Source organism: Truepera radiovictrix DSM 17093 (genome assembly GCF_000092425.1).
GTDB lineage: Bacteria > Deinococcota > Deinococci > Deinococcales > Trueperaceae > Truepera > Truepera radiovictrix.
Genome location: NC_014221.1, coordinates 1,456,338 through 1,474,295 on the forward strand (window position 1 = coordinate 1,456,338; position 17,958 = coordinate 1,474,295).

Below are 17,958 nucleotides of genomic sequence, written 5' to 3' on the forward strand. Positions count from 1 at the left end.
CCCCGCGAGGCTGGGGTGCGCCGTGGCTAAACGGTTCGTTTGGCTCCTCGCGCTCACCCTGCTCGGCGGGGGCGTCGCCGGTGAGCCGACCCCCGGCTGCCCCGCCGACACGCTGCTGGTCATGGGCGCCGCCCAGTACGACGGCGTCCCCTCGCCCGCCTTCGCGCGGCGCCTCGACCGGGCGTTCGAGCTCTACGAGGCGGGCTGCGCCGAGAAGATCCTGGTCACGGGCGGCAAGCGCCCCGGCGACCGCTTTACCGAGGGGGAGGCGGGGGTGCGCTACTTAGCGGCGCGCGGGGTGCCCGAGACGGCCCTCTTAAAGGAGACGAAGAGCCGCTCGAGCCTGCAAAACCTCCGCTACAGCCTGCCGCTGGTTCGGGGTGAACGCGTGCTCATCGTCACCGACGACCTGCACACCTACCGCACGGGCTTTTTGGCGCAAGAGCTCGGCCTCGACGCAACCGTCACCGGCGTCCCCACCAAGGGGCCGCGTCTGCCCTACTTGCTGCGCGAAGCGGCGAGCGTGACGGCTTACCTCTTGGGGCGCCGGTAGTGGCGGCCGAACCGCCGGGGACGCTGCTACAGGGGCGCTTCCAACAACCCTTAAGCTACCGCTTCGACCTCTGGCGTCCGGCGGGGCCGCTGCGGGGGCCGCTGCTCGTCTGCCTGCACGGCTACGGGCAGAGCAAGCGGGCGTCGCTTGCGTTCGGTCAGCGCGTCCGTCACGGCGGCCCGGTCGCCGCGCTCCAGGCGCCGCACCCCCATCACCGCCGCACCGAGGCGGGGTTACGCGTCGGTTTCAGCTGGGTCGGCGCCGCTGAAGCGGGCCTTTACGAACCGGACGAAGACCTCGCCAACCACCACCGCTTCGTGCAGCACGTCATCGCCCGCGCTCACGCGGAGGGGCTAGCGGCGGCGCCGAGGGCGTTTCTGTTCGGTTTCTCGCAGTCCGTGAGCCTCAACTACCGCTTCGCTGCCGCTCACCCCGAGCTGCTTTTGGGCGTCATCGCCGTCGCGGGGGCGACCCCGTCGGCGTGGGAGCGCGCCGCACCCCGCTTGGGGGTACCCGTGCTCCACATCGCCCCGACCGATGACGAGGCGTACCCGCGCGCACGCGCGCAGCGCTTTCGGGAGCGCCTGGCGGCGGCCACGGACGACCTCACCTGGCTCGAGCCGCCCGGGGGGCACCGCGTGCCGAGCGCGTGCTACCCGGTGATGCGGCGCTGGCTTTTGGAGAGAGCCCGTCCTTAGGGGAGCCCCTTAGAGCACCCCTTGCGTTTGCAGAAGAAAAAGGATCCCGAGCGCCAGGAGCGCGTAGAGCAGCCAGCGCACCCCCTGCCGCGCCCCGCGCCCCCCGAAGCCCTGGAGCGCGCTCCGCGCCTCCTCGCGGTCGCGCTGGCGCCCCACGCGCTGAGCGCGGCGGATGGCCTTGACGCTCCGGTCGATCTGCCCCTTGCGCCGGTAGGCGACCCCTAGGTTGTGGTGCGCGTTGGCGAAGCTGTCGTTGAGCTTCAGTGCCCCCTCGTAAAGGGCGATCGCCTCGTCGACGCGCCCCTCCTCGAGGGCGACGTTGCCGAGGTTCGTCTGCGCGCGGTAGTGTTTGGCGTCGCTCGTTAGGGCGCGGGTAAAGGCGTCTTTGGCGGCTTGTGGGTCGCCCAGAAAGATGTGGGCGGTGCCGCGCTGCGTCTCGGCTTCGGCGTGCAGCAAGGGTTCGGTGATCCCCGCCAGCAGCGCTAGAGCCGCCTCGGGCTCGCCGCGCTCGAGGTGCTTGCCGCTCACGCCGAGCTGCGCGACCTGCGCTTGCAACGTGGCCGGATCCGAGGGCATCGCTGCGCGCACGGCTTCGGGGAGTTTAAGCGCGGCCACGCGCCGGTGAGCACGGTCCCACGCCTTGGCCCGCAGGAAGGCGCGCACCTCCTCGAGCTCGCCGAGAGCGTCCACGACCTCGGGGTCGGCGCTTGGCTCCTGCAAAAGGCTGCGGAGCGCCGCGCTGAGCTGGCCCGCACGGAGCGCTTCGGCCCAAGGCGGCAGCGTCGTGGCGCCGCCTTCCCGGACGGTCTGCGCCGGTGCGACCTTGAGGGTTCCCGTCTTCATCCCGTGCAGTATAGCGCGGCCCTTTATGTGCCCGATGATGGCCCACGCGCCCTTGGTTACGCCGCGCCCCGAATCTCTCACCCGCGCGCCGTATACTCAGACTATGCCGAAGTTTGAGCGCAGGGTGGTGACGGGGTGAGGCGGCGAGGCGCGATCTTTCTCCTTGCGTTTCTCCTGTCCGTGGTGGTTAACGCGCAGTTTTTGCGCGACTTTTCAGGTCTGTCCGAGGAGGTCTTCAGCTCCCCGACGGGGCGCGCGTTTTTGCAGGCGTACGGCGCGCTGAAAGCGGGTTACCTCAACGAGACGGACGACGAGGTGCTCCTGCAAGGGGCGATCGAGGGGATGCTCGGGGCGCTCGAGGATCCCTACACCTCCTACGCGACGCCGGAGCAGGCGGCCCAAGACGCCGAGAACCGGAGCGGGTCGTTCGAGGGCATCGGCGCCGTTTTGCAACCCCGTAACCGCGCGACCGACACCGTCGTCGAGGTGATCAACGTCTATAGCGGCTCCCCGGCCGAAGAGGCGGGGGTCCAGGTCGGCGACATCTTCGTCGAGGTCGACGGGGTCGACGTGCAGGAGGCGACCACGCAGGAGATCGTGCGCATGGTGCGCGGCCCTGCGGGGAGCGAGGTGCGGCTCGGCTTCCGGCGGCCCGGCGTCGAGGGGGTCGTTTACATCACCGTGACGCGCGGTTCGATCGCGATCGTCGACGTCGAGTCGACCGTGCTCGAGGGTGGGGTCGGCTACCTCAGCATCTCGTCGTTCGCCAACGAGCGCGTCCACGACCAGCTCACCGAGCAGCTGGAAAACCTTAAAGCGCGCGGCATCACCTCGCTGATCCTCGACCTGCGCAACAACGGCGGCGGGCTGCTCGACCAGGGCGTGCGGGTCGCCGACGAGTTCTTGTCCGAAGGCGACATCGTCTTCCAGCGCGCCCGGGGGGTGACGCAGCGCCTCGCGACCGCCGACCCCGCTTGGTTCGACCTGCCGATGGTGGTGCTCGTCAACCGCAACTCGGCCTCGGCCTCGGAGATCGTCGCGGGGGCGCTGCAAGACAACGGGCGCGCCACGGTGATCGGCGAGGAGACCTTCGGCAAAGGCGTCGGGCAGAGCGTCGTCTCGCTGAGTAACGGCGGACAGCTCGTGTATCTCTCGTTCGAGTGGTTGACGCCGTCGCGCCGTTCGATCAACGAACAGGGGATCACACCCGACGTGCTGATCGAAGACGCGCTCCTCAGCGACGTGCTGACGCTACAGGGGCAGGGGGCGCGCCCGGGGCAGACGATCGAGATCGTCGTCGACGGCGAAGTCGTCGGCACCGCCGAGATCGACGACGAGGGCAACTTCACCTTCTTCCAGCCCCTGAATAACCGCCCCGACAGCGCCGTGCAGGGCGAAGCGCTCGTCGACCTCGAGGCCGACACCATCTTGCGGCGGGCGCACCACGAGCTGCTCAGCTTGCAGGCGCAGGCGCGCTAGCGGGCAAAACGAGCAAAAGAAAGAGGCGGGGTCACTCCCGCCTCTTGGCTTGTTTGGCCGCGCGGAGCGTGCGCGCCGCTGGGCCGCCTTTAGAGGTTGGGTCCAGCGGCGCGCACAGCTTCGGGGACGCTGCTGGCGAACTGGGCGAAGTTGTCGCCGAACATGCGGGCGAGTTTGGCGGCTTGCCGGTCGTACGCCTCGGCGTCAGCCCAGGTGCTCTTGGGGTCGAGCACGTCCGCGGGGACGCCGGGGCACGCGGTCGGCATGGCGACGTTGAACACGGGGTGCTGGCGCGTCGGAACCCCCTTAAGCGCGCCCGAGAGCGCCGCTTGCACCATCGCGCGGGTGTAGGCGAGCTTCATACGCGCGCCCGTTCCGTAGGGGCCGCCGCTCCAACCGGTGTTGACGAGCCACACGTTCGCGCCGTGTTGGCGGAGCTTGTCGCCGAGCATCTGGGCGTAGACGCCCGGGTGGCGCGGCATAAAGGGGGCGCCGAAGCAGGTGCTAAAGGTCGCTTTGGGTTCGGTGACGCCGCGTTCGGTGCCCGCGACCTTGGCGGTGTAGCCGCTCAGAAAGTGGTACATCGCCCCCTCGACGCTGAGCTTGGCGATCGGGGGGAGCACGCCGAAGGCGTCGGCGGTCAAAAACACGACGTCGGTGGGGTGCCCCGCCGTGCCCTCGAGGCTCGCGTTGGGGATAAAGTGAATCGGGTACGAAGCGCGCGTGTTCTCCGTTTTGCGCGCGTCGCCGAAGTCGACCGCGCGCGTGTGGGGGTCGACGACGACGTTTTCGAGAATCGTCCCGAAACGCTTGGTGGTGGCGAAAATCTCCGGTTCGGCCTCGGGGCTGAGGTTGATGACCTTGGCGTAGCAGCCCCCTTCGAAGTTGAAGATACCGCGCCCCGACCACCCGTGTTCGTCGTCGCCGATCAGCGTGCGGTGCGGGTCGGCCGAGAGGGTCGTCTTGCCGGTGCCCGACAGGCCGAAAAAGAGGGCCGCTTTGCCCTCTGCCCCGACGTTGGCCGAGCAGTGCATGGGCATGACGTCGCGGTCGGGGAGGAGAAAATTCAGCACCGAAAAGATGGACTTTTTGATCTCGCCGGCGTACTCGGTCGCGCCCACGAGGACGAGCCGCTCGCTAAACGAGACCGCGATGACCGTTTCGCTCCGGCAGCCGTGCCGTTCGGGGTCGGCGCGAAAGCTCGGGAGGTTGATGACGGTAAAGTCGGGGTCGCGCGCCTCGCGGGTCTCGGGGCGGACGAACATGTTGCGCGCGAACAGGCTGTGCCACGCGTACTCGGTGATCACCCGGACGCTCAGGCGGTACGCCGGGTCGGTGCCGGCGTAGAGGTCCTGAACGAACGGGGTGGTGTGAGCGAGCGCCGCCAACATGTCGCGTTTAAGCGCCGCGAAGTGCGCTTCAGACAGCGGTTGGTTGATCGCGCCCCACGCCACGGTGTTTTCCGTCAGCGCGTCTTTGACGATAAACTTGTCTTGGGGCGAGCGTCCGGTGAAGTGTCCGGTGTCGGCGCAGAGCGCGCCGTCGACACTCAGGAGGCCCTCGTGGCGCCTCAAAGACTCCTCGATAAGCGCGGCGCTCGGAAGATTGTGGTAAGGTGTGCGCAGAACGTCGGACAACCCGGACAGCTGAACGGCTGGGGTGGCGGTGTCGGCCATAGATCACCCTCTTTGCGAAGTCACTTCCCCCCGCGCAGCGCGCGGACAGATGAGTTTCACCTTAGCAAGGTGTAACGAGAGGGGTATCTAGGCTACTTTGGGGATGGTACACCGTTGCTACCGCCGTCGCTGCGCGCCGCCAAGGGTGCCTCGGTCGCCTGTAAGCTTACCCAAGTGGTTTATGAGAGCGCCGTTCGCCCTCTCGGTGGCGCCGCTGACCTGGCGTAGCCCGGGTCAAGGGGCTTCGGGCAGCGCCGGGGCTCAACCCCACGAGGTCGACCGAGAGATGCGCGCGGGAGGTGCCTGCGTAGGCCCTGGGGGTAAGCGAGCGCGCGTAGGCGGATCGTAGCGGAAAAAGAGGCCACAGCTGACAAACGCGTACGCGTTGGGTCAGCTACCGGTAGGCGTGGTCGCTCTGGAGAACGAAAGAGCTCCCCGCGTCGGGGGAGCTTGGTTGGGGTGCGACCCGTGAGGTTTTAGACATGGCCTAACCCATGAGAGGCTGGTTGTTGGGTCGATGGGCGTCGTGAGCCGGGGGGCCTGCTAGCGCGTCGACGAGACCGAGGTTCTGCAGACGTCACCGCCACCGTTGCCCGGGCGTGCAAAGGCAAAGGTGCTGAGGCTCAAGCAGATAAGCCCGAGGGTAACGATCTTCTTGACCATGTCGCGTCCTCCTTGGGTTCACTCTAGCGCTCGCGTGTTGCCGGAGCGTTACCGAGGTGTGACCGCGCGCCGCGCGCGCGTTGCCACATGGGCGTGTGCGTTGCCATATGGGTGCGACGGCCGCGCGCGTAAGCTCTGGTGAGGAGGTGTGGTATGACCCAGAGAGAGGCGAAAGCGAAGCTGGCGGGCACGTGGTCCTTTGCGCAGGTGGGTGGCGCCATCGCCCTGCGCGAGCGGTCGCTGGTCGAGGCCGTGCAGGCGCACCGAGCCCCGACGCCCACCTTATCCCTGAAAGCGGCGCGCCCCACCGAGACCGCTTTCCAACCGCGTTAAACCCGGGGCCGCCTTGAGGCGCAAGGGCGGCCTTTTCGAGCTGCCGCCCTGAGCGCGTGAGGGTGGGGGGCGTGACGTCGCAGGGTCCAGGCAAAGCCTTGCCCTGGGCGGGCTTTGGTCAAGTGCGAGGGTGAACCAGGGCGTTCGTGGCGCGCACTCGTCTCGAGCGGCCCGCCGGCTCACCTGCCTCTAGCTAGCCGTAGCGCCCTCACGGCCGACAGCGTACGACGCGCTGCGCTGCCGGTTACGGGCTGTGCCGCTTTCACCGCTGGACGCGCGACCATCGGTTGCCGAGAGTACGAGATCCTAGTTGTAGCGCGGCTCGAGGTCGCGCGCCACGCGTTGCAGGTGCGCCCGGACGATCGGCACCCGCGGGTCGCCCGGGCGCAAGGCGGCGTGGGCCGCTTGCCACAGCTCGGCGTCGTCGCCGAGGGTCTCGGCCAAGGGAATCAGGGCTTCGGGGTCGCCGGAGAGCAGCACGGTCTGGCGCAGCTGCTCCTCGAGGTAGAGGCGCGCTTCGCGGATTCCAGGCGCCTCGCTCTGCGGGAGCAGAGGGCCGCGGTAGAGCTCGAGGGCGCCCCGCACGTCCTTCTGGGCGAGCGCCGCTTCGCACGCGAAGGCGTCGAAGGCGTAGGGCACGGCGATCTTGTACGGTTCCGGGTGGCTGGTGATCGGTACGAGGTTGCGCAGGCGCGACACCGCCGAACGCAGCGCGACGAGCTTCGTGCTCTCGTCCTCGTAGAGTTTGGCGTGCAGCGCCTCGGCGCTGAGGCCCTTGGGGTGCAGCGCGAGCAGCACGAGCACCTCGAGCGCGCGTTCGCTCAGCTCGAGGGGCTGGTTTCTCAACCAGACCGCCGCGCGCCCCAGGGCGGCGATGCGCAAGGGGCGTTCGTCGCCGAGCACGGTTTCCCAGATGGGAGCGAAGAGCGTCTCGGGGCCCGAAAGGAGAAAGAGGCCGTTTTTCGAGAGCGACTGGAGGCTGCGCCGGAGCGCGTCGGGCAGCTCGGCGAACTCGAGCTCGCCGAGCTGCATGAGGTAAAGCGCGGCGCTTAAGCGCAAGTCGGCCTCGAGCTGCGCTGCGTCAAGGACGGCGCGCAGGTGCGCTTCGGCCTCGCGCGCGCCCCTAACGGCGAGCCCCATACCGAGCGCCAAGGCGGCGGGGAGGGCGTAAAAGGGGTCTTCACCCCCCGTAAGGGCGACGACGCGCCGCCCTTCCTCGACGGCCCGTTCGACCTCGCCCTCCTCGAGGAGCAGGCGGACGCGCAGCACGGCGAAGCGCCCGAGGTCCTGGCGCGAGCTCTGCCGGAGGTTCTCGGCGCAGAGCTCTCTAGCCTCCTCGAAGCGCCCGAGGACGAAACTCAGCTCGGCGAGCGTGGAGCGGAACTCCACGGCGAGGCTCGGGTGGGTGCTTTCAAGGAGGTGCCTGGCTTCGGCGAGCGCGTTGTAGAGCCCGTTGGTCTGGCCGCAGAGGAGGCGCGCGTACGCCCAGCCGTTCAGCAGCCTGAGGCGGCGCTGGCCATCTTTGAGCTGGTGTCTATCGAAAGCTTCGAGCGCCCACTCGCCCCAGCTCAGCGCGTCGGTAAAGTTGCCGTCGTGAATCAGCCTTTCGGCGAGCCCGCCGGCGTTGCGTACGACGTCGTAGGGCCGACCCTCCTTTTCGGCGAGCCGGACGCTCTCTTTAAGGAGTGCGACGCCGACGCTGGGGTCGGGGTGTAAGCGCCCCAGCTGATAGAGGGTAATCGGGGTGGCCTGGGCGGCGGCGGCGCGCTGCGCCTCGGCAAAACGCAGCGCCGGGTCGCTGAGGGTGCCGGCGTAACGCGCCCGCAAGTTGGGCGCCTCGTGCTCCGCGAGGTGCCGCGCGACGTCGGTGAGCACCGGTTGGTGGGCCGACTGGCTGTACGCGGCGACGAGGCGCCACTCGAGCACCTCCTCGGCGTAGCGGGCTGGCGCCTCGAGGCTCTCGAGCAGCAGGTGCAGGCGCGCCAAAAGCCCCTGGTCCTGGTAGACCGGCCCCGCCTCCTTAAGGATCTCCGCGACCCGTTCGGGCAGGCTCATCACCGCCAGGTCGAGCGCCTCGGTGTAGCGGCCGAGCTGCATAAGCACCTCGAGCAGCAGCTCCGGGGCGACGAGCGCCTGTGCGCCCGGCGTAGCGAGCTCCCCCTGAGGGGAGGGGACGTGGGGCAACGCCTCGCCGCGCAGCCGCCGGACGCTGCTGATAAACGTCAGGTAGGCGCCCCCCGACGAGCGCCAGAGGGTCTCGCGTTCGCTGGGGGTGAGAAAGGGGCCGGCGAGGGTTTCGGCCTCCTCCAAGCTCAGCGCCAACTCCGCCTGCTTGAGGTGCAGCCCCCACACCCCGAGGGGTGCGGTACCGCTCACGAGGGCGATGACCTTGGCGTGCTCGCTGCTAAGTTCGAGGAGCGCGTCGCGCAGCGGGGGGCTAAACTCGGCGTTCGAGAGCGCGATGAAAAGGGGACCGAGGAGCGGTAGGCGCCTTTTAAGGAGCTCCGTGCTGTAGGTGTAGGGGAGGGCGTAGGGTAAAAAGGTGGCCTCGAGAGCGCTGTTGACCGCTTCGGCCAAACGGTTGCCGAGCGCCACGGGGTCGCCCGCGTCAGCCGGCGCGAGCTGCAACCAGGCGACGCGGTGCACCTTGCGCAGCGCGTCGATCAAAAAGGGGCCGCCGTACGCCTCACCCCCCTCGATGAGGATGGGGCCGGGGTGGCCGTGGATGCGCGCGAGCAGGCGTTGGAGCCACACGGTTTAGTATATCCCTGTAAGCTCCGTGGGGTCGGCGAACCCATCTTGGCGCCGCCTCGCTCGAGGTCGAGGGTGCGAGACTGCAAGTACCGGCGACAAACGCCCCCGACCGGTCGCGCGGGCCCGTGTGTGACGGCGCTTCTCAGAAAGCGACCCTGCTAGCCGTGCTAGCAGGGCAGGGTGTAGCGCCACCGTTCCCCCCGGTGGTGTTGCTATCGTAGTTTTTGTGTGCTGCAGCGGCTAGAGACAGATGCAAGTACGCCCTGGTACTTGTGTACCACTTTGGCGCTGACGGGGTATGTGACGGGGCATGAAGGTGCCGGCCGGTTCGGAAGGTTCGCCAGCTTTGCAGCTTAGCGGTGTGCGCCCTTGTTAGCCTGCCCGAACAGGTGGCAGAACGAACAGAAACAAACAGCAGGTTTCGTGGCGACACCTTTACTTTTGTGACCTTGCGTAGTACGCTAGGCGCACAGTGCTCGGTTCGGGGCGGGGCGCGCTTCGGAGGTCCTCGGCCTCTCGGTGACGCCGATGGGTGGCTCAACCTCCAGGCACCGGAGTGCGAGGCGGGGTACCGGTCACCCAAACCTCCCCGCTCCCGGCGGACTTTTAGAAAGGAACCATCTTGTCATCGATTAGCGCCAGCAGAGTCTACATGCCCACCTATAACCAACGCCTCGTGCTCGAGCTCGTGCGGGTGCGCGGGCCCATCTCGCGGGCGGACATCGTCCGGCTCTCGGGCCTGACGTTCCCCTCGGTGTCGCGGATCGTCGGGGAACTCATCGAGCGCAACCTGATCGCGGAGAAGCGCCAGCGGCGCGGCGGTATGGGCAAACCACCGACCGAGCTCGAGCTCAACCCCGAGAGCGCCTTTTCGATCGGGCTCAACGTCGACCGCGATCACCTCTCGGCGGTGATCGTGGACCTTGCGGGCGTGGTCAAAGGGCACTACCACCATCCGCTCGAAGACCCGAGCCCCAAGTCGGTGCTCCCCCTCCTCTCAGAGGCGGCCGAAACGCTCCTAAACGAGCACGGCGTCGCCAAGAGCCTCCTCTTGGGGGCGGGGGTTGGGTTGCCCGCGCCGCTACACACCTCGGCCGTCGACGGGCTTTCGCATAACAGCGCCCTGCCCGAGGACCTCTCGGGGTGGCAGAGCGTGGCGCTGCCGACGACCTTGGGTCAGCAGCTCGGGTGCCCCGTCCTGCTCGAGAACAACGCCACGGCGGCGGCGATTGGCGAGCGTTGGTACGGCGTCGGGCGCAACATCGACAACTTCTTCTTCGTCTTTTTCGGCTACGGCGTAGGGGGTGGGCTCATCCTCGAGGGGCGGCCGCACGTCGGCTTCCGCGGGTTTGCGGGGGAGTTCGGCAACATCCCCATCCGCGCGCCCAAGCGGGGGATGCCGAAGCACACCGGCGAGTACGCCGCCATGGGGTTGCTCCATGAGCGGCTCAAAGAGGCCGGTGTCGCTACCGACGCCGAAACGCTCGCGGCGCGCTACGCCGAGGGTGACGCGATCATCCTCGAGTGGTTGGACACGGCGGCGCAGCACCTCGCGCCCGCCCTCGTCTACGCCGAGTACCTCATAGACCCCGAGGCGATCATCTTCGGCGGCAGGCTCCCGGCGCCCCTCACCGACGGGCTCATCGAGCGCGTCGCGGCGCTTTTGCCCGCGCTGCGCCACCCCGCCAAACCGTACGAGCCGCGCCTTCTGCGCGGTGAGACGGGGGAGAACGCGGCCGCCCTGGGCGCAGCGACGATCCCCATCTACCGCGCGCTGACCCCCGACCCGGTCCCCGAGGGGCGCTACTACAGCCGCGCCCATCCGGCGACCGTGCAACCCATGCGGGCGTTTTAAAGGTGCGTAGCGGTCCGCAACCGCACCTCAAGCTCCCCGCAAGCCGCCACTGGCACCCTGGGGGTATGAAAAGCTTGTCGCTACCAACCCCCACACCCTTTGCCGCCAGCCGTGAGCGCTCACCCGCTCGGCGCTCCCTTGCAGAGCGCGCCCTTTTCATCATCATGACAGGGCTCGTGCTCTGCGGCGTCGTCGACCTCGAGGCGTCACCCGACTAGCGCGCAGCGGGGCGCGGCCGCCCTACTCACCGAGCCGCGCCCTCAGCTCCTGTTCGGCCTCGCGCCAGGTCGGGCCAGAGGTCACGAGCAAAAGGGTGTTTTCGGGGAGCTCGCCGTGAAAGGCGCGCCGCCCCCGCTCAGCGCGGTCGGGGTCGCTATACTCGTCGACCATCTCGACCGTCTGGATGGCGGCGTCATAGTCGGCGAAGATGCGCGCGACAAAGTAGCGTTTGGCGTACATGCCCCACTCTAAAGCCCGCTGGGAGGGCGCGCCGTCGCGCAGCTCGCTTTGTCGCGCGCTCAACCTCGGTTCAAGACCGCAGACAGCGTAACGGCTACGTAGCCGCTGCGCGCAGCTCCCTGCGCCACTCACGCCTGTGACACCCGGTGCCCGTGTCGACTGTCGGCCGGGTCAGCTCGGCGCCAGCCCAACGCTAATGGGGGCTTGGGGCCGAGCGGCGCATGGACAAGGGCCGTGACCGCCCGGTAAACGTTGGGAGCAAGAGCGTTGCTCGCCGGAGGACTGTGCCAAAAAGCCAGAGGCTGCGCGAAGTATCTCCGCGCAGCCTCAGCGTTTGGTGCCGAAGGTGGGACTCGAACCCACACGCCGTGAGGCACACGACCCTGAATCGTGCGCGTCTACCAATTCCGCCACTTCGGCGTGGCTCAGGCAGTCTAGCAAAAGCCCTCTCCTTTGGCAAGGGGTCTAGGGTTTGGCGTTGCGTTTGCGGTAGACGTAGATGGTGGTGCCGACGCCGCCCGCGAGCGCGAGAAAGAGCGCGAGAAAGAGCGGTGTGCCGATGATCAGCAGCAACACGAAGAGCGGGGCGGTCGCGACGATGCCCCAGATCATGGCGTCTTCAAGCTCCATACCTCACTCTCACCCAAAACGTCCCCGAGCGCAACCCCCAAACCTCCCAACAGGCCATGTGGCGACGTGGGTAGTGCGAGCTACCCCTTTTGTTGACACCCTTTGTGCTTAGCCCGCACTATAGGGACATGACGCAACGACACGTTGACCTAGCGCTCCTCGTGGGGATCGGCGTGCTGCTCCTGGCGCTGCTCGTGCTGGCGCTACGCGCGGCGCCGGAGGGGAACGCGCCGGTGACCGGCGTAGCGCCGCGCACCGCACGGGAGGGTGCGCCCCCAAACACCCCGGCGGGAATGGCTGACCCTGCGAGCGAACCGACGCAGGTGACGTTGCCGGAAGCGCCCGGTGGGGGGGGCGCGACGCTAGGGGAGGGGCAGGGGCTCGAGAGCGCTGCGACGAGCCCGCAGACCGTCCCCGAGCGGGCGGGGAGCGCGTCAGACCGCGCCGATAGCGCTCCCGAGCCAACCGGTGCTGATCAAGCGGCTTCGACCGGCACGCTGCCGGCGGCGCCTGGCAGCGCCGCGGTGACGGGCGGAGCGGTGCCGACCGCGGCCGCGAGGACGGGGGCCGCGGGGGTGGGGGCCGTAGGTGCGGCGCCACCTCAGGGCGCGGCGCAGCCTTTGGAGCGCGTCGGTTTCGCCTTCGGCGCGGGCAGCGTGGGGGCGTGCGGGGTGCCGCTCCAACCCTGGCAGCACGTGGCGGTGAGCCGCGACCTCCTGGAGCGCTACGGATGCGGCGCGACGGTCGAGATCACCCTCGCCGAGAGCGTCGCCGGGCGGGAGCGCGTGGTGGCCCAGGTCGGCGACACGATGGGGGCGGAGCTCTCCGGGACGGTCAACATCTTCGTCGCCGAGGACGAACCCGCTTTCGAGTACGGCGTCACCGAGGGGACGTTGAGGCCCGTCGGTTCGCCCTAGGCGCGTGCGCCGCTTTACCGCCCAGGGCACCAACGAGGGGTTTACGTGCCGCCACTGCGGCGCTGCGGTGCCGCCTTTAGCCAACGGCAGCTACCGCAACCACTGCCCGCGCTGCCTCTACTCGCTTCACGTCGACGTCTTCCCGGGCGACCGCGCGAGCGACTGCGGCGGCCTGCTCGAGCCCATCGGGGTCGAGCACAGCGGCAAGAAGGGCTGGGTCATCGTCCACCGCTGCGGGCGCTGCGGCGCGCTGCGGCGCAACAAGGCGGCGCTGGACGACCCCGCGGCGCCCGACAGCTTTGAGCGGCTGCTCGAGCTCTCGCAAGGGCCGCGCTAGCGCCGCCGCGACTGGCGCGCGCCCGCAAGGCGGGGTAGAACGGCTCGCGCGACCCGCGCGCGGCGCGCGCCACCCTGTATCGTCACCTTGTAGCGTTTTTGTAGCGTCTTTGCGCCATCACGTGTAGAGGAGGCCGACTATGCCACCTAGAACCTACGAGACCCTCAGCCTCGACCTGCGGGCGGGGGTGCTCACCCTAGCGCTCAACCGCCCACACGTCCTGAACGCCCTCTCGCCGCAGCTGTTAGAGGAGTTGCGGCGCGCGCTCCAGGAGGACGCGGCCGACCCCTCGGTGCGGGCGGTGCTCCTGACGGGGACGGGGCGCGGCTTCTGCTCGGGGGCCGACCTCGCCGAGACCGACCTGGAGGCGGGCGCCGAGGTCGTCGTCGAGCGCCTTTACAACCCCGTTGTCCACGCTCTGCTCGCGCTGCAAAAGCCCGTCGTCGCGGCCGTCAACGGGGTCGCGGCGGGGGCGGGGATGAGCCTCGCGCTGGCCTGCGACGTGCGCCTGCTGTCACAAAACGCCGTGTTCGCGCTCGGCTTTTCGCGCATCGGTCTGGTGATGGACGCCTCGTGTTCGTACTTTTTGCCGCGCCTCATCGGCCCCGCGCGCACGCTCGAGCTGGCCTATAGCGGGCGCAAGGTCGGCGCCGAGGAGGCGCTCGCCATGGGGCTCGGCGAACACCTCTACCCCGCCGAGGGGTTTTTGGAGGCGGCGTTTGACTACGTCAAGGCGCTCGCCGCGGGGCCGACGCGGAGCTTCGCGCTGATCAAGCAGCAGGTCGCCGCTTCGGCGCACAACGACCTTGAGGCGCAGCTCGCGCTCGAGGCGGCCTTACAGGGTGAGGCGAGCCGGACGGCCGACTTCACCGAGGGGGTGCGGGCCTTTGCGGAGAAGCGCCCCCCCGCCTTCGAGGGGCGTTAGATGGCGCTGCCCGAAGGCCTGCGTGACACGCTCTTTGTCGGCACCATCCTCACGATGGATGAGGCGCGCCCCCGGGCCGAAGCGCTCCTCGTGCGCGGGGGGCGGATCGCCGCGGTCGGCGCGCTCGCCGCGGTCGCGCCGCTCGCCGCCCCCGGAGCCGAGCGCGTCGAGCTGTCTGGGCGCGCGCTGCTGCCCGGGTTTCACGACGCGCACGTGCACCTCACGCAGCACGGCCTCAACCTCGACCGCCTCGACCTAATCGCCACCCAGAGCTTGGAGGAGGCGCTCCAGGCGGTCGCGGCGCGCGCGCAGGTGACCGAGCCGGGCGCCTGGATCGAGGGCTCGGGGCTCTCCATGAGCCGCTGGGGGGTGTCGCGCCTCGACAAACGCGACCTCGACCGGGTGTCGCCGCACCACCCCGTGGTGCTCCGCTCGCAAGACGGTCACTCGGTGTGGGCCAACTCGCTCGCGCTGGCGCGTGCGGGCGTCCACGCCCAGACCCCCGACCCCGAACACGGCATCATCGAGCGGGACGAGGCGGGCGAGCCCACGGGCCGCCTTTTGGAGCAGGCCTCGGCGCTCGTGATGCGCGCGCTGCCCGCCCCCACGGAGGCGGCGCTGCGCCGGGCGCTGGCGCGGGCCGGCGCGCACCTCGCGAGCCTCGGCATCACCACCGTGCACCACATGGCCTACGAGCCGCCGAGCTACTTCCGGCAACTCGCGCTCGCGGCGAGCGATGAGGCGTTCTCGCTGCGTGTCTGGGCGTGCGTGCCGCACGAGGACCTCGAGCACGCGGCGGCGCTCGGGTTGGCGACGGGGCAGGGGGGCGGGCGCTTCGCGGTGGGGGGCGCCAAGTTCTTCGCCGACGGGGCGATAGGCAGCCTGACGGCCTGGATGCTCGAGCCCTACGCCGGCACCCGCACGTGCGGCGTCGCCGTGCACGGCCCCGAGGTGCTGCGCGAGCGGCTGCCGCTGGCTATCTCACAGGGCCTGACGCCCGTCGTTCACGCCATCGGCGACGCCGCTAACCGCGCGGTGGTGAGCGCTTTCGAGGCGACCCGGCCGCTCTGGGAGGGGGCGGGGTTGCGCCCGCGGCTCGAGCACGCCCAACACCTGCACCCCGACGACCTCGCCCGCCTCGCCGCGCTCCGCATCCCCGTCTCCATGCAGCCCGTGCACCTGGTCTTCGACGCCAAGCGCGTCGCCGAGCTTCTCCCCGACCGGATCGCGGGCTACTGCGCCACGCGCTCGCTGCTCGCGGCGGGGGCCCCGCTCGCTTTCGGGTCGGACACGCCCGTTGCCGACCCCGACGTGAGGCTCGGGTTGCGCGCCGCCACCACGCGCGTCGCGGCGACCGGCGAGGCGCTCAACCCGGCCGAGACCGTACCGGTCGAGGCGGCGCTGGCGGCCTACACGCGGGGCGCCGCTTACGCCATCGGGCGCGAGGGGCGTTCGGGGCGGCTCGCGCCCGGCTTCGACGCCGACCTCGTCGTGCTCTCGCACGACCCCACGGCGACCTTAGACGGGCTCGAGGTCGCGGGGACGATGCTGGCGGGGCGGTGGACCTACCGCCCTGGTGACCCCGCGGGTGACGCGCGCTATACTCACGCATGACCCGAGCTGCCGAGCGCTCCAGTGAGCTAGACCTCTCCAACCTGCTGCGGCGGGCGCGCGTCGCCGCGCGCGCCCTGCCCCGCGCCCCCCGGAGCGCCGCGCTGCGCGCCGTGGCCGACGCCCTCGAGGCGGACGCCGAGGTGATCCTCGCGGCGAACGCCGAGGACGTCGCGGCCGAGCGCGCGCGCGGCACCGCCGCCCCCCTCGTCGACCGTCTGGCGCTCTCCCCAGCGCGCCTGTCCGGCATCGCGGCGGCGGTGCGGCAGGTCGCCGCCCTGCCCGACCCCTTGCACCGCGTCCTCGCGGGGTGGCGGCTCGAGAACGGCCTGCAGGTGCAGAAGGTCACCGTGCCCTTCGGGGTGATCGGCATGATCTACGAGTCGCGCCCGAACGTCACCGTCGACGCGGCCGCGCTCGCCCTCAAAGCGGGGAGCGCGGCCGTGCTGCGCGGTTCGGCGAACGCCCTCAGGAGCAACCGCGCCTTGGTCGCCGCGGTGCGCCGCGCGCTCGCCGGCGCGGGGCTCCCCGAGGACGCGGTGCAGCTCATCGACTCGCCCGACCGGGCGCTCGTGACGCAGCTTCTAGCGGCCCGCGGCCAGGTCGACCTGGTCATCCCCAGGGGCGGCGCGTCGCTGATCGGTCACGTCGTCGAGACGGCCAAGGTGCCGGTGCTCGAGACCGGCGTCGGCAACTGCCACGTCTTCGTCGACGCCTCGGCCGACCTGGAGATGGCCGAGCGGATCGTCCTCAACGCCAAGGTGCAGCGGCCAGGGGTGTGCAACGCCGCCGAGACGCTGCTCGTCCACGAGGCGGTCGCTAAGGCCTTCGTGCCCCAAACGCTGGCCGCGCTCGCGGCGGCCGGCGTCGAGCTGCGCGGCTGCGAGCGCACGCGCGCGCTCTTCCCGGCGGCGCGGGCGGCCAGTGAAATCGATTGGGCGACCGAGTACCTAGACCTCAAACTCGCCGTGCGGGTCGTGGCGAGCTTGGAGGAGGCGCTCGAGCACATCAATCGCTACGGTACGGGCCACTCTGAGGCTATCGTGACGCGTTCGCGCGACGCCGCGCGGCGCTTCGAGGAGGAGGTCGACGCGGCGGCGGTCTTCGTCAACGCCTCGACCCGTTTTACCGACGGCTTCGAGTTCGGCTTCGGCGCCGAGATCGGCATCTCGACCCAGAAGCTGCACGCCCGTGGACCGATGGGGCTCGCCGAGATGGTGACCTACAAGTACCTCTTGGAGGGGGACGGTCAGGTGCGCACCTAGCCCCTAGCGTGCGCGTGCGGTGAGAAAGCGCCGGGCGGGGGAGGTCTGCTCGAGCACGAAGTGCAGCAGGGTGAGCGCCGCAAAAAAGCTCAGCACGACGAGCTCGCCGCCGTCCTCTAGGAGAATGGTCCGCGCCAGAAAAAAGCGCACGGTGGGGTTTTCGACGTAGGGCGCCGCCGCGTGCAGCGCGTCGACGACCGCGCCGCAGAAGAAGAGCGCCCCCAAAAGCCCTAGAAGAAGCCTCGAGAGCGGGCGCAGCGCCGGCTCGCGGCGGTAACCCAGCGCGATCAGGAGGAGCAAGGGGGGGGCGACGGCGAGCCACAACACCGCCTCCGCGTAGAGCTCGGGGCGCACCCCCAGAAGCGTCGGGAGCGCCCCGCTGTCTACAAGGGCCGCACCGACCCTCTCGTGGAGTTCAAGGGCGTCATCGAGAAGGATAAAGACGAGGGTCACCCCCCACGCGACGTAGGTCAGGGCGCGCTTTCGGGCGAAGAGGACAAACAGGAGCAGGGCTGCAAACCCCGCCTTGAGGTACGAAAAGATTTCGGGGTACGACCCATCGATACCGAGGCTCCAGCGCGTCCTGTCGTGGAAGATCCCACTGTAGGCGACGTCGCGCGTGAGGCGGGTGTGGGCTAAAAACGCGCCGATAAAGAGCAGGTCGATCACCAGAAGAAGCGCGAGCGTGACGATAAACAGCCGGCGGGGGCTCGGTGCGCTGCGGGGGTAGGTCTGGCTCAGCTGCATAGGGGGGTCCTTTCGGGGTGGGCGCGGGGTTGGGGGGCGACGCCTCTAGAGCCGCCGGATCTTCGGCTGACGGTTACCTGACGGTTTGCTGACCTTCCGATGACAAAAGTGTAGCACGCTAACGCGCCCTTAGGTAAGTAAGCGCCGCGGCGCTCGGGCGCCGCGGCAGAACCCGACATCTGGCGGAGTTTTCGTCCTGGACGTAGCTTCTGG

Annotated in this window: 17 protein-coding genes and 1 tRNA gene; 11 read left to right on the forward strand and 7 right to left on the reverse strand. The window is 69.5% G+C overall.

The annotated features are described in order from the left end of the window. The first annotated feature begins 22 nt into the window (after positions 1–22). Together TRAD_RS06740 and TRAD_RS06745 are read left to right on the forward strand one after the other, a co-directional pair. A complete protein-coding gene (locus tag TRAD_RS06740) occupies positions 23–553 on the forward strand; it encodes a YdcF family protein (RefSeq protein ID WP_013177848.1) in 531 nt (176 codons plus the stop codon). Beyond that, the gene (locus tag TRAD_RS06745; RefSeq protein ID WP_013177849.1) at positions 553–1,251 is read left to right on the forward strand and encodes an alpha/beta hydrolase; all 699 of its coding nucleotides are present in this window, start codon (positions 553–555) and stop codon (positions 1,249–1,251) included. The genes TRAD_RS06740 and TRAD_RS06745 overlap by 1 nt, the downstream gene beginning before the upstream one ends. 9 nt (positions 1,252–1,260) lie before the next feature. Here TRAD_RS06745 and TRAD_RS15175 read toward each other — a convergent pair whose 3' ends face one another. Continuing rightward, the gene (locus TRAD_RS15175) at positions 1,261–2,094 is read right to left on the reverse strand and encodes a tetratricopeptide repeat protein (protein WP_013177850.1); all 834 of its coding nucleotides are present in this window, start codon (positions 2,092–2,094) and stop codon (positions 1,261–1,263) included. A gap of 183 nt (positions 2,095–2,277) precedes the next feature. On the opposite strand from TRAD_RS15175, the gene TRAD_RS06755 reads away from it, so the two are divergent. Then, positions 2,278–3,573: a S41 family peptidase gene (locus TRAD_RS06755; RefSeq protein ID WP_185095209.1), complete on the forward strand. Its 1,296-nt coding sequence runs from the start codon at positions 2,278–2,280 to the stop codon at positions 3,571–3,573. 89 nt (positions 3,574–3,662) lie between these two features. Here TRAD_RS06755 and TRAD_RS06760 read toward each other — a convergent pair whose 3' ends face one another. Next, entirely contained in the window at positions 3,663–5,249 is a 1,587-nt protein-coding gene (locus tag TRAD_RS06760) for a phosphoenolpyruvate carboxykinase (protein WP_013177852.1), read from the reverse strand. An 816-nt stretch (positions 5,250–6,065) separates the two neighbouring features. Here TRAD_RS06760 and TRAD_RS16300 point away from each other — a divergent pair. After that, positions 6,066–6,245, forward strand: a complete 180-nt coding sequence (locus TRAD_RS16300; RefSeq protein ID WP_013177854.1) for a hypothetical protein — start codon at positions 6,066–6,068, stop codon at positions 6,243–6,245. A gap of 306 nt (positions 6,246–6,551) precedes the next feature. Here TRAD_RS16300 and TRAD_RS06770 read toward each other — a convergent pair whose 3' ends face one another. Further along, positions 6,552–8,999, reverse strand: a complete 2,448-nt coding sequence (locus TRAD_RS06770; protein WP_013177855.1) for a hypothetical protein — start codon at positions 8,997–8,999, stop codon at positions 6,552–6,554. Positions 9,000–9,651: 652 nt separating this feature from the next. On the opposite strand from TRAD_RS06770, the gene TRAD_RS06775 reads away from it, so the two are divergent. After that, positions 9,652–10,854, forward strand: a complete 1,203-nt coding sequence (locus TRAD_RS06775; protein WP_049772996.1) for an ROK family transcriptional regulator — start codon at positions 9,652–9,654, stop codon at positions 10,852–10,854. A gap of 65 nt (positions 10,855–10,919) precedes the next feature. Then, positions 10,920–11,072, forward strand: coding sequence for a hypothetical protein (locus TRAD_RS16305; RefSeq protein ID WP_185095210.1), 153 nt, complete (start codon positions 10,920–10,922; stop codon positions 11,070–11,072). Between the two features lie 22 nt (positions 11,073–11,094). On the opposite strand, the gene TRAD_RS06780 is transcribed toward TRAD_RS16305, so the two are convergent. The 3 genes from TRAD_RS06780 to TRAD_RS16310 all read right to left on the reverse strand — a co-directional run bounded on the left by TRAD_RS06780 (position 11,095) and on the right by TRAD_RS16310 (position 11,943). Then, entirely contained in the window at positions 11,095–11,313 is a 219-nt protein-coding gene (locus tag TRAD_RS06780; protein ID WP_013177857.1) for a hypothetical protein, read from the reverse strand. 335 nt (positions 11,314–11,648) lie between these two features. Beyond that, positions 11,649–11,733, reverse strand: a tRNA-Leu gene (locus TRAD_RS06785). A 45-nt stretch (positions 11,734–11,778) separates the two neighbouring features. Continuing rightward, positions 11,779–11,943 carry a hypothetical protein gene (locus TRAD_RS16310; protein WP_013177858.1) on the reverse strand — a complete coding sequence of 55 codons (165 nt, stop codon included), beginning with the start codon at positions 11,941–11,943 and terminating at the stop codon, positions 11,779–11,781. A 128-nt stretch (positions 11,944–12,071) separates the two neighbouring features. On the opposite strand from TRAD_RS16310, the gene TRAD_RS06790 reads away from it, so the two are divergent. From TRAD_RS06790 to TRAD_RS06810, 5 genes are all read left to right on the forward strand, one after another. After that, the gene (locus tag TRAD_RS06790; RefSeq protein ID WP_041947181.1) at positions 12,072–12,860 is read left to right on the forward strand and encodes an RlpA-like double-psi beta-barrel domain-containing protein; all 789 of its coding nucleotides are present in this window, start codon (positions 12,072–12,074) and stop codon (positions 12,858–12,860) included. 4 nt (positions 12,861–12,864) lie between these two features. Further along, positions 12,865–13,197, forward strand: a complete 333-nt coding sequence (locus tag TRAD_RS06795; protein WP_013177860.1) for an RNHCP domain-containing protein — start codon at positions 12,865–12,867, stop codon at positions 13,195–13,197. Positions 13,198–13,336: 139 nt separating this feature from the next. After that, complete coding sequence (locus tag TRAD_RS06800) at positions 13,337–14,122, forward strand: enoyl-CoA hydratase-related protein (protein ID WP_013177861.1); 786 nt, start codon at positions 13,337–13,339, stop codon at positions 14,120–14,122. After that, positions 14,123–15,736, forward strand: coding sequence for an amidohydrolase (locus tag TRAD_RS06805; RefSeq protein WP_013177862.1), 1,614 nt, complete (start codon positions 14,123–14,125; stop codon positions 15,734–15,736). Next, on the forward strand, positions 15,733–16,998 hold the full coding sequence (locus TRAD_RS06810) for a glutamate-5-semialdehyde dehydrogenase (protein ID WP_013177863.1): 1,266 nt from the start codon (positions 15,733–15,735) through the stop codon (positions 16,996–16,998). Before TRAD_RS06805 ends, TRAD_RS06810 begins: the two co-directional genes overlap by 4 nt. Before the next feature lie 3 nt (positions 16,999–17,001). Here the strand turns inward: TRAD_RS06810 and TRAD_RS06815 are convergent, their stop codons facing one another. After that, positions 17,002–17,745, reverse strand: coding sequence for a hypothetical protein (locus TRAD_RS06815; protein ID WP_013177864.1), 744 nt, complete (start codon positions 17,743–17,745; stop codon positions 17,002–17,004). Positions 17,746–17,958 lie beyond the last annotated feature (213 nt).